Origin of the sequence: Pedobacter hiemivivus (genome assembly GCF_004331685.1) — a bacterium.
In the GTDB taxonomy this organism is placed as follows: domain Bacteria; phylum Bacteroidota; class Bacteroidia; order Sphingobacteriales; family Sphingobacteriaceae; genus Pedobacter; species Pedobacter hiemivivus.
Genome location: NZ_SJSM01000003.1, coordinates 1 through 13,990, shown reverse-complemented (window position 1 = coordinate 13,990; position 13,990 = coordinate 1). Strand labels below are relative to the sequence as shown.

Annotated in this window: 15 protein-coding genes and 1 pseudogene; 8 read left to right on the top strand and 8 right to left on the bottom strand. The window is 39.7% G+C overall.

Annotation, left to right across the window (positions count from 1 at the left end; genetic code table 11):
* Positions 1-96 precede the first annotated feature (96 nt).
* Positions 97-1,299: an NAD(P)/FAD-dependent oxidoreductase gene (locus EZ444_RS06205; RefSeq protein ID WP_131607874.1), complete on the bottom strand. Its 1,203-nt coding sequence runs from the start codon at positions 1,297-1,299 to the stop codon at positions 97-99.
* A gap of 280 nt (positions 1,300-1,579) precedes the next feature.
* On the opposite strand from EZ444_RS06205, the gene EZ444_RS06200 reads away from it, so the two are divergent.
* Complete coding sequence (locus tag EZ444_RS06200; RefSeq protein ID WP_131607873.1) at positions 1,580-1,885, top strand: YbaB/EbfC family nucleoid-associated protein; 306 nt, start codon at positions 1,580-1,582, stop codon at positions 1,883-1,885.
* A gap of 30 nt (positions 1,886-1,915) precedes the next feature.
* The gene (locus EZ444_RS06195) at positions 1,916-2,593 is read left to right on the top strand and encodes a metal-dependent hydrolase (RefSeq protein WP_131607872.1); all 678 of its coding nucleotides are present in this window, start codon (positions 1,916-1,918) and stop codon (positions 2,591-2,593) included.
* A gap of 101 nt (positions 2,594-2,694) precedes the next feature.
* On the opposite strand, the gene polA is transcribed toward EZ444_RS06195, so the two are convergent.
* Positions 2,695-5,508, bottom strand: coding sequence for a DNA polymerase I (gene polA, locus EZ444_RS06190; RefSeq protein ID WP_131607871.1), 2,814 nt, complete (start codon positions 5,506-5,508; stop codon positions 2,695-2,697).
* A gap of 87 nt (positions 5,509-5,595) precedes the next feature.
* Between polA and EZ444_RS06185 the strand changes: the two genes are divergently transcribed.
* Positions 5,596-6,285: a hypothetical protein gene (locus EZ444_RS06185; RefSeq protein WP_131607870.1), complete on the top strand. Its 690-nt coding sequence runs from the start codon at positions 5,596-5,598 to the stop codon at positions 6,283-6,285.
* Position 6,286: 1 nt separating this feature from the next.
* On the opposite strand, the gene EZ444_RS06180 is transcribed toward EZ444_RS06185, so the two are convergent.
* Genes EZ444_RS06180 through trmB form a run of 3 tightly spaced genes read right to left on the bottom strand, consistent with a single transcriptional unit; the run spans position 6,287 to position 7,843 of the window.
* On the bottom strand, positions 6,287-6,850 hold the full coding sequence (locus EZ444_RS06180; protein WP_131607869.1) for a DNA-3-methyladenine glycosylase I: 564 nt from the start codon (positions 6,848-6,850) through the stop codon (positions 6,287-6,289).
* 1 nt (position 6,851) lies between these two features.
* On the bottom strand, positions 6,852-7,178 hold the full coding sequence (locus tag EZ444_RS06175; RefSeq protein WP_131607868.1) for an MGMT family protein: 327 nt from the start codon (positions 7,176-7,178) through the stop codon (positions 6,852-6,854).
* Between the two features lie 14 nt (positions 7,179-7,192).
* Positions 7,193-7,843: a tRNA (guanosine(46)-N7)-methyltransferase TrmB gene (gene trmB / locus EZ444_RS06170; RefSeq protein WP_131607867.1), complete on the bottom strand. Its 651-nt coding sequence runs from the start codon at positions 7,841-7,843 to the stop codon at positions 7,193-7,195.
* A gap of 113 nt (positions 7,844-7,956) precedes the next feature.
* Between trmB and fcl the strand changes: the two genes are divergently transcribed.
* The 3 genes from fcl (at position 7,957) to EZ444_RS06155 (ending at position 10,719) form a co-directional block, all read left to right on the top strand.
* Complete coding sequence (gene fcl / locus EZ444_RS06165; RefSeq protein WP_225874671.1) at positions 7,957-8,898, top strand: GDP-L-fucose synthase; 942 nt, start codon at positions 7,957-7,959, stop codon at positions 8,896-8,898.
* A gap of 39 nt (positions 8,899-8,937) precedes the next feature.
* Positions 8,938-9,870, top strand: a complete 933-nt coding sequence (locus tag EZ444_RS06160) for a hydrogen peroxide-inducible genes activator (RefSeq protein WP_131607865.1) — start codon at positions 8,938-8,940, stop codon at positions 9,868-9,870.
* Between the two features lie 108 nt (positions 9,871-9,978).
* The gene (locus EZ444_RS06155; RefSeq protein WP_131607864.1) at positions 9,979-10,719 is read left to right on the top strand and encodes a hypothetical protein; all 741 of its coding nucleotides are present in this window, start codon (positions 9,979-9,981) and stop codon (positions 10,717-10,719) included.
* 71 nt (positions 10,720-10,790) lie between these two features.
* Here the strand turns inward: EZ444_RS06155 and EZ444_RS06150 are convergent, their stop codons facing one another.
* From EZ444_RS06150 to EZ444_RS06140, 3 genes are all read right to left on the bottom strand, one after another.
* Positions 10,791-11,396, bottom strand: coding sequence for a superoxide dismutase (locus tag EZ444_RS06150; RefSeq protein ID WP_131607863.1), 606 nt, complete (start codon positions 11,394-11,396; stop codon positions 10,791-10,793).
* Positions 11,397-11,513: 117 nt separating this feature from the next.
* Complete coding sequence (locus EZ444_RS06145) at positions 11,514-11,987, bottom strand: nucleoside deaminase (protein WP_131607862.1); 474 nt, start codon at positions 11,985-11,987, stop codon at positions 11,514-11,516.
* Between the two features lie 15 nt (positions 11,988-12,002).
* The gene (locus tag EZ444_RS06140; RefSeq protein ID WP_131607861.1) at positions 12,003-12,338 is read right to left on the bottom strand and encodes a tRNA-binding protein; all 336 of its coding nucleotides are present in this window, start codon (positions 12,336-12,338) and stop codon (positions 12,003-12,005) included.
* A gap of 85 nt (positions 12,339-12,423) precedes the next feature.
* Here EZ444_RS06140 and EZ444_RS06135 point away from each other — a divergent pair, with 85 nt between their 5' ends.
* Together EZ444_RS06135 and EZ444_RS27365 are read left to right on the top strand one after the other, a co-directional pair.
* Complete coding sequence (locus tag EZ444_RS06135) at positions 12,424-13,608, top strand: class I SAM-dependent rRNA methyltransferase (protein ID WP_131608284.1); 1,185 nt, start codon at positions 12,424-12,426, stop codon at positions 13,606-13,608.
* Positions 13,609-13,773: 165 nt separating this feature from the next.
* Positions 13,774-13,990: pseudogene (locus EZ444_RS27365) on the top strand (IS4 family transposase); the annotation flags it as partial.

Sequence of the window (13,990 nt, the reverse complement as noted above, 5' to 3'; positions counted from 1 at the left end):
GTTTTTAATTTTTTTACATTTTTCAGTGATTTCCAAGGCATTAAAGCCCTTCAAAAAAGGTATTTCACCATTTAATAATAAAAACGTGTATTTAACTTAACGTCCGAATCTGAAATAATGTGATAAAAGATTAGGCATTCCGTCCATCATACCGATAATCATCTCTGCTCCTGTTACCGAAAAAGTAATGCCATTCCCGCCAAAGCCCAAAAGAAAATAACTATCCGGAAATTTCGGATGCTGACCAATATAGGGCAAGCCATCTTTTGTTTCACCGAAAGTACCGCACCAGCAAAAATCTTCAATAAATGTCACCTCTGGAAGATATTTTTTCAGGGTTTTGACCAACCGATCTTTCTTTTTACAAAGCAATAAATCCCGTCTTAGCGCATTTTTAAAGTCAACATCTTCACCACCCACAAGTAACCGACCATCTGCAGTGGTACGCATGTACAAGTAAGGCTTATCCGTATTCCAGAACAAGGTTTTATTACACCAGGGAGTATGCTTATTCTCTTTTTCACTAATTATTGCATAAGTGCTTTTTAAAGCCACAATTTTATCTGGCAGCATCCCCTGAGTTTCATATCCAGTACAATAGATGATTTTTTTGGCGCGAATTTCTGCGCCGGTATGCACTACTACTTTAACACCATCCTTCTCATATTTTACCTTTTTCAGCTCCGTTTTATCAAATACCCTTAAACCCTTTTCTGAGTTATAATGCAGTAGATCATGGGTCAGGCAAAAAGCATCTACACTTCCGCCATCTTCCGACAAAATCCCTCCTTCGGCCACCAATCCGTATGCTGTAAATAATTGTTCCTTATCCAACCACTTCACCTCAAAACCAGCAGCTAAACGAGCCTCAAACTCGGGTTTCAACCATTTTACATCTTTACTATTGCCCGCAAAATAAACGGATTCCTTTTTTTCAAACCCACATGCTGATTTGATCTCATTTACCACATTATGTAGGCTATCTATCGCATCCCGACAAGACAAATAACTGGCAATAGCGCCCTGCTCGCCTATCAACTCCTTTAATTGATATAAAGGAATATCTATTTCATATTGGAGCATTGATGTGGTTGCCGAAGTACTGCCATTGGCAATCTCTCTTTTATCAATTAAAACTGTTTTATATCCCTTTTTTACAGCAGCATGAGCCATTAACGCTCCTGTTATACCTCCGCCAACAATTAACACCTCTGTATCTATATCTTCCCGCAAAGAAGGATATGAATATTTTATTCCATTTTTTACCAGCCAAAAAGGTTCATTCGAACGTACATCCATAATTTTAATTGATACTTTTATAACACCAGAATCCCCAATCTGTTTGATTTACCCGATGCACACCGGCTCATATTTAATCTGTTTGCATATACTTACTCTAAGCAGCACGATATTTACGTTCTTCCAGTCACGATCCCATTCACTAAATACAATGGATCTTTTTAAACTATTTGTCGATTTTAACAGCAAACTGATGAAATAAAGCTTCTTTTTTCATTTTAATCGGTATAGTTTAAACCAATTTCCTTTAATTTCGTTGTTATAAAAAAACAACCTGATTATGTTCGATAAATTGATGGCGGCACAACAAAAGGCCGATGAAATAAAAAAACGCCTGGATACAATTTCTGTTTTTGGCGAAGTTGAAGGGGGTGCTATACGTATTACCGCTACTGCAAATAAAGCGATTACAAGTGTAGAGATTAACGATGACTTTTACAAACAGGCCGATAAAGAAGAGTTAGAAGAACTGCTACTTACAGCCATAAACAAAGCGCTGGCACAAGCTGATCAGGTGAGCGCCACGGAAATGCAGGCTGCAACAAAAGATATGTTTGGCGGAATGGGTGGTATGTTTGGACAATAATACGCAGTTTTATTAAATAGAAAAATAGAGATGAAGTATACTTATTATGGACAATCTTGCTTTCTGCTTGAAGCTGATGGCAAAAAGTTTCTTTTTGATCCTTTTATTACTCACAACCCGCTAGCTAAGCACATTGATATCAAAGGCATTGAGGCCGACTATATCCTTGTTAGCCACGGACACGCAGATCATGTTGCCGATCTAGTAGAAATTGCAAATCAAACAAAAGCTCAGGTAATCGCATTGGTTGAGGTGGCCGACTGGATCAGAAAACAAGGTGTACAAAATGTAACCGACGTGAATTTTGGCAAAGCTAAATTTGACTTCGGGATGCTACGTACCGTTTGGGCTACACACTCAAGTAGTAATCCGGATGGCAGTTATGGTGGTAACCCCGCCGGTTTTGTATTAGATCTGGATGGAAAAGCAATATATTATGCCGGGGATACGGCACTAACGGTAGAGATGAAAATCCTGGCAGACTTGTATCATTTAGACTATGCCATTCTTCCTATTGGGGGCCATTATACGATGGATGCCGATGATGCCGTAGTGGCTACGAAATACATTGACTGCGATAGAGTAATTGGTGTGCACTATAACACTTTTCCGCCAATTCAGATTGATACTGAAGCCGCAATAGCCAAGTTTAAAAGAGAAAACAAGTCACTGTTTTTACCGGGAATCGGTGAAACGATTGAGCTTTAATTGCAAAATATTCTATTCAAAAATAGCCTGATCATCAATTATGATCAGGCTATTTTTTATGCGATCGTCATCCTGAACTTATTTCCAGGATGACGACCGTATTAATGCGCCGCTAACCAGTTCACTCCTTCACCAATCTCAACTTCAATTGGCACGGTAGTTTTAATTGCAGTTTTCATTCGATGTGAAATGATATTCTTCATAGCTTCGACTTCTGTCTTCAACACATCGAACACCAACTCATCATGTACCTGCATGGTCATTTTAGACTGTAAGCCTTGCTCCTGAATATCTTTATGGATATTTATCATCGCTACCTTAATCATATCCGCAGCAGAGCCTTGTATTGGCGCATTTATGGCATTTCGTTCTGCAAAACCACGAACCGTCTGATTCGCCGAATTGATATCACGTAAATACCTTCTTCTGCCTAGAATTGTCTCTACATATCCATTTTCACGGGCAGAGTTCATGGTATCGGACATAAATCTCTTGATACCAGGATACTGAGTAAAATATTGATCTATAATTGCCGCGGCCTCTTTTCTTGGGATCCCCAGGTTCTGTGACAATCCAAAAGCAGACTGCCCATATATGATTCCAAAGTTTACTGCCTTAGCATTACGACGCTGTGTTGAATCTACTTCTTCAATAGCAATGCCATACACTTTAGCTGCGGTTGCCGTGTGAATGTCTATTCCTTTGTTAAAGGCCTCCAACATATTCTCTTCTTTACTAATCTCTGCAATAATGCGAAGCTCTATTTGCGAATAATCCGCTGAAAGCAGGATATGATTTTCATCTCTGGCAATAAATGCCTTCCGCACTTCCCTACCGCGTTCTGTACGGATTGGAATGTTTTGCAGGTTAGGATTATTTGAACTTAGCCTTCCTGTTGCGGCAACGGCCTGATTGAAACTAGTGTGTACACGACCAGTTCTAGGATTTACCAACAATGGCAAAGCATCAACATAAGTTGATTTTAACTTTTGTAACTGACGGAAATCTAAAATATCCTGAACGATGTCGCTTTTATGTGCTAGTGCCAACAATACATCCTCTCCAGTTTGGTATTGACCAGTTTTTGTCTTTTTAGCTTTAGGATCAAGCTGTAGTTTATCAAAAAGCACCTCTCCCAATTGCTTTGGTGAGGCCAGATTAAACTTAATGCCACATTTATCGTACACATTCTGTTCAAACTTTCTAATATCCAATTCCAGCTCTTTAGAGTAATTGATCAGCGTATCCATATCAATCCTTACGCCTTCTATTTCCATATCAGCGAGCACGTAAACCAACGGATTCTCTACTTCTGTTGCTAATTTTTCGGCGTTTAGCTCTTTTAGCATTGGCATAAAAACATTAGCCAACTGTAAGGTTACATCAGCATCCTCGACAGCATAATCTACCACTTGCTCTACCGGAACATCACGCATATTGCCCTGTCCTTTGCCCTTGGCACCAATTAAGGTAGTGATAGAGATTGGCGAATAGTTTAAATAATTCTCCGACAACACATCCATATTGTGTCTGGTATCTGGATCTATTAGATAATGTGCCAACATGGTGTCAAATAACTCTCCCTTAATGGAAACGCCATGCCATTTCAGCATCAACATATCATACTTAATGTTCTGCCCTATTTTAACGATATTCTCGTTTTCAAACACAGATTTAAACTCATCTACAATCCGTTGCGTTTCTTCTTTATCTGCAGGCACAGGCACATAATAACCTTCGCCAGGTTTAATGCTAAAAGACATCCCCACTAAATTAGACAGATTAGCATCTGTTCCAGTGGTCTCCGTATCAAAAGAGATCCTTTCCTGCTGCTGCAAAAGCTCAATTAACGATTTGCGCAACTCGGCTGTATCTACCAATTTATAATCATGTTCGGTATCTGCTATGGTTTTAAGGGGCACCATTTCTAGTGAAGGTGGTGGCGGCGGGCTAACAACCACCTGAACACTCCTTAGCGGTTCACCTACCGCATTACCGAAAAGGTCTGTTTGCTGAGAAACTACTACGGTGCCTCCTCTATTAAAGTCATCACCAAATACTCTTTTCCCTATGGTTCTAAATTCTAATTCGGCAAATAAAGGTTCCAACAATTCCCTGCTAGGCGTCTCTACCTCTAATGCTGTTTCATCAAATTCAACCGGAACATTTAATAGAATTGTCGCCAGTTTTTTAGACAATAGGCCCTGCTCTGCATAGGTTTCTACATTTTCGCGTTGCTTACCCTTCAATTCGTGTGAATGGGCAATAATATTTTCTACCGAACCGTATTGTTTGATTAATGATTTTGCAGTCTTTTCTCCGATGCCAGGGATACCAGGGATATTATCAACCGCATCTCCCCAGAGACCCAAAATATCGATAACTTGTTCTACGTTTTCAATTTCCCATTTCTCCAACACTTCCTTTACACCCAGTATCTCCATATCATTGCCCATACGTGCGGGCTTATAAATGAAGATATTTTCTGACACCAGTTGGGCAAAATCCTTATCTGGGGTCATACAAAATACTTGAAAACCTTTTTGCTCTGCCTCTTTAGCCAAAGTACCGATGATATCATCAGCCTCATAGCCATCCTTTGTAATTACAGGGATCTTAAACCCTTCTATTAACTTAAAAACATAAGGTAAGGCCGCCGAAAGATCCTCAGGCATCGACTGGCGGTGTGCTTTATAAGCCTCAAAATCAGTATGCCTTTCTGTTGGTGCCGCCGTATCAAAAACTACGGCGATATGAGTTGGGTTTTCCTTTTTAAGTATCTCCATTAAGGTATTGGCAAAACCCATTACTGCCGAAGTGTTGACTCCTGCTGAAGTAAATCTGGGGTTTTTACTCAATGCAAAATGTGCCCTGTAAATCAGCGCCATACCGTCAAGAAGAAAAAGTCGTTTCATATTTTTTATTTAAAATTACTCGGATAAAGGTAACAATACTCCCTTGGACCACAACAAAAACAGAATAATTTCCGTTATTTGATTATTATGAAAGGGATAAAAGTATACGCCTTGCTGTTGATGCTTTCTATAACTGCAATTGCGGTAAAAGCACAGGATATAATCGTTATTTCGGAAGGAAACTTTGTTAGGGGAACCATACAAGGCACAGACTTCTCTACTGTTATGCTTAAAAATGATGATGGAAACATTTCTCCATATAAGGCTAAGGACATCAAAGAGTTTTTATGGAATGGGGAAACCTATGTAAGCAAGCCTATTGTTATCAAGAAACGCATGGAACTTCGTTTTTTCAAGGTTGTAGAACGAGGAGCTGTAAACCTATATAGTATTGGAGGAAATGGTGCCGCTGAGCAACCTCAGGAAAAAAGACGCCGTATACAACCTAGCGTAGGTATTGGTGGTGGCACCGGTGGTTTTGGCGGATTCGGTGGCGGTGTAGGCATTACCATTGGCGGCGGTAGAAACAGAGATGATGACCAACCTCGAGCAGTTGCCCCTACTGCCTATTTTATTGAGCGCTTTGGCACAGGCCCCATGGTAGAACTTCCTGTTAATGGTGGAAATTCTGAAGGTAAAAACCAACAAATTAAAAATGTGTTATTGCAAAAGCTGATCAATGACGAAGATCTTGCCGAGCGTATAAAGACCACAGAAACCTTTGACGCTAAACTGATCAAGGCTTATGTGGCGGCTTACAACGAAATGCACAAATAAATTATCTGCTGATACAGGTTTCTATATGGTCATTCACCATCCCTGTTGCCTGCATATGCGCATAGCAAATCGTGGTGCCAAAAAACTTGAAGCCCCGCTTTTTCATGTCTTTACTAATGGCATCGGATATTTCCGTTCTGGCCGGAACATCCTTTAAGGTAACCACTTTATTCATGATCGGTTGCTTACCCGGTATAAATCCCCATATATAATCAGAAAACGAGCCAAATTCTTTCTGTATTGCTATAAATAGCTTGGCATTGGTGATGGCAGCCTTTACTTTTAGCTTATTTCTAATAATCCCAGGGTCATTCATCAAGCGTTCTTCATCCGCCTCGGTAAATGCAGCAACCTTATGCACATCAAAATTGGCAAAAGCCTTTTTGTACCCTCCTCTTCTTTTCAAAATAGTGATCCAGCTTAAACCTGCTTGAGCGCCCTCTAGAATTAAGAATTCGAACATAGTTTGATCATCATAAACAGGTTTACCCCATTCCTCATCATGATATTTAACATACATAGGATCGGTTCCACACCATCCACATCTTTCTAGTTGTTTTTCCATACTATAATTCTTGTAACGGATCCCAGAAATGCTTTTTAAAGTTCTGTATTTTATCGCCTTTTACCATAACCCCTTCCTTCTCCAACAGTTCCTGCATTAGATCTGGTGTTTCAAAGTGGAACTTCCCAGTCAACAGCCCGGAGCTATTTACAACTCTATGCGCTGGAATAGGGGGATGTGCAAGTGAGGCATTGCTCATGGCATAACCCACCATACGTGCAGAACCACCAGCGCCCAGACTTTTGGCGATAGCACCATAAGAGGTTACTCTCCCCTTAGGGATTAGTCTTACCAACTCAAAAACCTGGTCGTAAAATGATTGTTCCATTTCTTGTTTTGCGGTTACTCCAAAGAGAACTGTATATAATTAATGCTTTTATCGTGCTTTAAATAGATGCGTTCGTAATGTGTTTTAATAGAAAGCACCTCATCATAAAACTCTGATTTATACAGTTGATCTGTTTTTTTATGACATTTTAAACCAAGCTCTTCTACCTTTTCGACTGTATAAAGATACAAGCCATCGTTATCCGTTTTTAAATTTATTTTACCACCCGGTTTCAAGAAGGTTTTGTATTTATCTAAAAATCCTGGAAAGGTTAAGCGTTTCTTTTCACGGCTATCTTGAGGTTGTGGGTCTGGGAAAGTGATCCAAATCTCATCGATCTCATTTTCACCGAAAAATTCCATGATATCTTCAATCTGGATTCTTAAAAAAGCCAGGTTAGCAATTCCTTCATCCATCCCCGTGCGCGCACCTCGCCAGATTCTATTGCCTTTTAAATCAACTCCAATAAAGTTTTTTTCCGGAAAGAACTTTGCCATACTAACGGCATATTCGCCTTTACCGCATGCCAACTCAAGCACTACTGGATGATCATTTTTAAAATGTTGCGATGCCCATTTACCCTTTAATTCTTTTCCAGCATCCAACTGATAAACATTTGGGAAGGTGTCTATTTCCGCAAACTTTCTTAATTTATCTTTACCCACTATTTTGATTTTTATACAAACTTAGGCAAATAGTTATTTTATCCCTCCCGTAAACCTTAATTTATTTCAGGATTTTACATATTCATGGTGGCTTTTCGTACTTTTGTGACCTCATTATAAGATACGTGGAAAAAAACGCAAAAATATACGTTGCAGGACACCGGGGAATGGTTGGCTCTGCGATTTACCGTAAATTACAAAAAGAAGGCTACAGCAACCTAATCACCAGAACATCAGCAGAGCTTGATTTGCGCAATCAGCAATCAGTTACTGATTTCTTTGCTACTGAACAGCCTGAATATGTATTTTTGGCGGCAGCGAAAGTTGGCGGCATCATTGCCAACAATACCTACCGTGCCGATTTTCTTTACGAAAACCTATGTATCCAAAATAATGTAATCCATCAGGCTTATACAAATGGGGTTAAAAAACTAATGTTCCTGGGCTCAAGCTGTATCTACCCAAAACTAGCGCCTCAGCCACTAAAGGAAGAATACTTGCTTACTGGCCTACTTGAAGAAACCAATGAGCCTTACGCCATTGCTAAAATTGCCGGGATTAAAATGGCCGATGCATATCGTGCCCAATACAATTGCAATTTCATTTCTGTAATGCCAACCAACTTGTATGGCTACAATGACAATTACCATCCTCAAAATTCTCATGTGTTGCCTGCGCTGATTCGCAAGTTTCATGAAGCAAAAGTGAATCAACATGCCGAAGTTAACATCTGGGGATCTGGCACGCCTATGCGAGAATTCTTATTCGCTGATGATCTGGCAGATGCATGTTATTTCTTAATGCAAAATTATAACGAAGCTGGATTTTTAAATATAGGTACTGGGGAAGACCTAACCATAAAGGATCTGGCTATATTGATTAAAGATATTATAGGATTTGAAGGTGAGCTAACTTTTGACAGCAGCAAACCTGACGGCACACCACGTAAGTTAATGGATGTATCCAAGCTACATGCCTTAGGATGGAAACACAAAGTAGCTCTGGAAGAGGGCATTAAGCTAGCTTATCAGGATTTCCTGGAGAAGCATAGCTAAAATTGATATCTTTGCTAAAGAAAAATAAACTTTAGCTATATGACCTTAGTTCAACTGGAATATATTGTTGCGGTAGACACTTACAGAAGTTTTGTAGGCGCTGCCGAGAAATGCTTTGTGACCCAACCTACGCTGAGTATGCAGGTTCAAAAGCTCGAAGAAATGCTAAATGTCAAGATCTTCGACCGCAGTAAACAACCAGTTGTTCCAACAGAAATCGGCTCTCAGATTATTGAACAAGCAAGACTAGTCTTGCAAGAAAGCCAAAAAATTAAGGAGATCATCAACAACCAACAACAAGAGGTTAGTGGCGAACTCAAAGTTGGCATTATCCCTACTGTTGCACCTTACCTTTTACCCCGGGTAATTTCGGCAATGATGGCGAAATACCCCGACTTGAAATTATTGATCTGGGAGTATACCACTGAAGACATCATACACCATTTAAAAACTGGTGTGCTGGACTGCGGAATTCTCGCTACACCGCTTGGTGACAACAATATAGCCGAATTACCGCTGTACTATGAAAACTTTGTCACCTACATCAGCAAAAACAGTAAGCTGTATAAAAAGAAGACTATTGACTCGGAAGACCTGGAAGATGAAAACATCTGGCTGCTTAATGAGGGGCATTGTATGCGATCTCAGGTATTAAATATCTGTCGTTCGACCAGTCAAAATAGACTTCAGGGACTAACTTACAACACCGGTAGTGTAGAAACGCTGATCAGGATGGTAGACATGAATAATGGTGCGACCTTGCTGCCTGAGCTGGCCTTAGAGGAACTAAACAGCAGACAACTGAGCAAGGTGAGGCATTTTAAATCACCGGAGCCTGTAAGGGAAATCAGCCTTGCAACGCACAAGAATTTCATTAAGAAAAGAATGTTAAATGCGTTAAAGGATGAGATTCTGGCGGTTATCCCAAAAACGATGAAGCAGAAAAAGAAAAAGGATATAGTAGGCATATAATAGTCCACAAAACAGCTCGACACAAAATACCGGCGGAGTTTTACACTTTATTAATAACTGGTATAAATTCTATAGCTTAGCCTAAATTTCTTAACTCAAATTAGCGCTATGAAAAAGCATGTAAATTACTGGATAGTTTTACTACTATTATTGACATTTTCTGTAAGTAAGGCTCAGGAGAACTATCAGCCTGGTTATGCAATCCTTAACGACGGAACCCGTGTAAGCGGCTCAATCCTCATATACGATGATGCCCCTTGGTTCAATCAACGTTTTATTTTCCTAAAAGACTCTGTGGCGATTATCGGCAACCCTGACGTAAAGCCAAAAAAGTATAAAGTCGATGACATGAAATTTTACCAGGCAGGATCGCGTGCCTTTGAAAAAATCCATTTTGTAGATGCAGAGAATCTTCAGCTAAAAAGTCTTGGTTCAAATGATCATATGATGGAGCGTTTATCTGCAGGCCGGATCAATTCTTATCGTTTTTATTCTTATCCTGAAGAAGTGGAGGTATATATGATGACCACCCCTGCCGACATTGCTGAAAAAAGAAGGCTTAAGACAAACGAGCTTATAAGGGGATTTAAGATCCTTGCGATTAAAGACAATACAGGCAAACCAAAAAATGCGTTCGACGCCGATCTTCAAAAGTATTTTGAAGATACCCCTGAAGTATTGCAGAAATATAAAAATGGCACCTATGGAAACGAGCCCATTGTGGTAAAAAAAGGTCTTGCAGCCAGAATGGTTGCCATGGCAATGAAAACGGCTTTTAAGCCTAAAGAAGCTGAAGCCATTATTGTTGCATTTAATGACTATAATGAGAAAAACATAAGCAAAAAATAACAAGAGGCCCGGATGCAAAAACATCCGGGCCTCTTTATATGATTGATCCTGCTATAAAAACAGGAAGAAAATTAAGCTTTTTTGAAACGTTCAGCTACAGCATCCCAGTTCACTACATTCCAGAAAGCAGCAATGTAATCAGGACGTCTGTTTTGATAATGCAGGTAGTAAGCATGTTCCCAAACATCCATTCCTAAAATTGGAGTACCTTTTACTTCAGCGATATCCATTAAAGGATTATCCTGATTAGGAGTAGATGAAACTACTAATTTTTTATCAGCACCTACGCTTAACCAAGCCCATCCTGAACCAAAACGAGTTGCACCAGCTTCAGCAAATTTAGTCTTAAAATCAGCGAATGAACCAAATGCAGCATTAATTGCATCAGCTAAATCACCTTTAGGCTCTCCACCTTTATTTGGACCTATAACTTCCCAAAACAAAGAGTGGTTATAATGACCTCCACCGTTGTTTCTTACTGCAGGGGGAAACTTAGAGATGTTTTTAACAATTTCTTCGATACTTTGAGTAGCTTCTGGCTTGCCTTCTAAAGCTTTATTTAGGTTAGTAACGTAAGCTTGGTGGTGTTTACCATGGTGGATTTCCATAGTTAATTTATCGATATGCGGTTCTAATGCATCTGTTGCGTATGGTAACGCAGGTAATTCAAAAGCCATACTATTATGATTTAAGTTTAAATAATTATTTAATTTTTGCCAACGACTCAATAATTGCCGTCTTCAACAGCAAATATAACAATCGAGGGTTAAGTTTTGTTCAATACTTTGTCAAGTTTAACCTCTTTTATTTTCGAAAAACTTTTTCATCAAGGCGCCACATTCTTGTGCTAAAACACCACTTCTCAAAACTGTTTTTGGGTGTAACAAACTCGCGTCTTTGGTTGTAAAACCTCTTTTAGGTTCTGAGGCACCATATACCACTTTACCAATCTGCGTCCAATAACTAGCTCCTGCACACATCACACAGGGCTCAATCGTAACGTATAAAGTACAATCCTTTAGATATTTGCCCCCAAGGGTTTGCGATGCTGCCGTAAACGCCTGCATTTCCGCATGCGCAGTTACATCATTCAACTGCTCAGTTAAATTATGTCCACGGCCCACTATGCGGCCTTTACAGACCACAATTGCCCCTATTGGGATCTCTTCAGCCTCGTAAGCTTTTTGTGCTTCCTGTAAGGCCATACGCATAAAATGCTCATCTTCCGCGGCAGGGTTATCTTCTTCTGAAAAATTATAAAAGCTCATGCCCCAAAGATAGTATTATATCATTTTACTCCCATTAGGAACTTTCCCATTTAAGGTGGTTAATACAATATTCCCGCTTTCATCCGCAAATCCCGTAACCAGGAACTCCGACATAAATTTACCAATCTGTTTTTTGGGAAAATTAACCACCCCCACAATCTGTTGACCAACTAACTCTTCTTTCGTATACAGCGCTGTAATCTGGGCAGAGCTCATTTTGATACCCAATTCTCCAAAATCTACTTTTACTTTATAGGCAGGTTTTCTAGCTTCCGGATAATCCAAGACCTCTAAAATTGTCCCTGCACACAATTCGACTTTCTCGAAGTCATTCCAGGTTATTTCTTCCATGCCGTGAATTTACAATTTATTCAATGATATGATCCTTGTGAATTAATCAACTAGCCACATTGTTTTTTTTATCTTTGCCCCCATGATGATCGATGTAATACTTAAAAAAGGCAAAGAAAAAGCTGCTGTGCTGCGCCATCCCTGGATTTTCTCTGGTGCGATTGACAAAATTAAAGGAAAGCCTGAAAATGGTGAGGTGGTCATCGTAAGATCGGCAGAAAAAGAATTTCTTGCTTATGCTTATTACAACGATCAATCAAGGGTAGCCCTCCGCTTATTAGAATGGGATGAAAGCATCACCATAGATAAAAGTTGGTATCAACGAAAAATAAAAGCGGCTATTGACGCTCGCGCCCATGTATTAAGTGCTGAAACTAACACCTGCAGATTGGTATTTAGCGAAGCTGATTTTTTACCCGGCCTTATCATTGATAAGTATGGTGATTTCCTATCCCTGCAGGTATCGAGTGCAGGAATTGAGACCATACAAGAAGATATCGTTGATATATTAAGACAAGAGTTAAACCCTAAAGGGATATTTGATAAAAGCGACGCTGGTGCCCGTAAACATGAAAACCTGGAGCCTGCACAAGGACTCATTTGGGGAGAAGCACCTCCTGAATTTATTGAAGTAAAAGAAAATGGCGTCCTATACCACATCAACATTGCTGATGGGCAAAAATCAGGATTCTATTGCGACCAACGTGACAATAGGCAAATCCTTGCAGCTTACACGAAGGACAAAACCGTGCTGGATTGCTTTTGCTATAGTGGCGGTTTTACTTTAAATAGCTTAAAATACGGCGCTGCACATGTAACCAGTGTAGATAGCTCTGCATTAGCTATTGAAACCTTAAAACATAACCTTGAGCTTAATGGCTTTAGCGAGGATAAACAAAGCAGCATCCAGTCAGATGTAAACAAACAACTCCGTGTTTTTAAGGAGGAAGGCAAAACTTTCGATGTACTGGTATTAGATCCCCCTAAATATGCACCTTCCAGATCGGCTTTAGATCGCGCTGCAAGGGCTTACAAAGACTTAAACAGATTGGGCATGCTCCTGCTAAAAAAAGGCGGCATATTGGCTACTTATTCTTGTTCAGGAGCTGTAGATCTGGAAACTTTTAAACAGATCATCGCCTGGGCCGCGTTAGATGCAGGCCGGGAAGTTCAGATCATTAAGCAATTTAGCCAACCTGAAGATCACCCGGTAAGAATTTCCTTCTCCGAAGGAGAATACCTAAAAGGACTATTACTGAGAGTACTTTAAAATAAAAAAAGAGGGTGTTATCACCAGTCATGGTCGGAAGATTTATCTTCCGACTTTTTTTGTTTTATTACCTTTATTTTTTTCGCGTAAGTCGTTAATAATCAGTTAATTATGTTGTTTTTCTCACAAGAAATCACTATCTTAATGGCTGATAATCAATGAGGTATGGCTGTATTTAAAGATCATAAAATAAACATAAACCACCTGTTAGGATTCATTCCGGAAGCGCTTATAGCACATCTGTCAGTAAATACCAAAATCGATCACTATGCAAAAGTTCTACATGGTAAAAAGATGTTTTACTTATTGCTCTATGGCCTTTTGGAAAACGAAAAGCTTAGCCAGCGGACATTAGAAGACACCTTCAACGACTCCGTGTTTA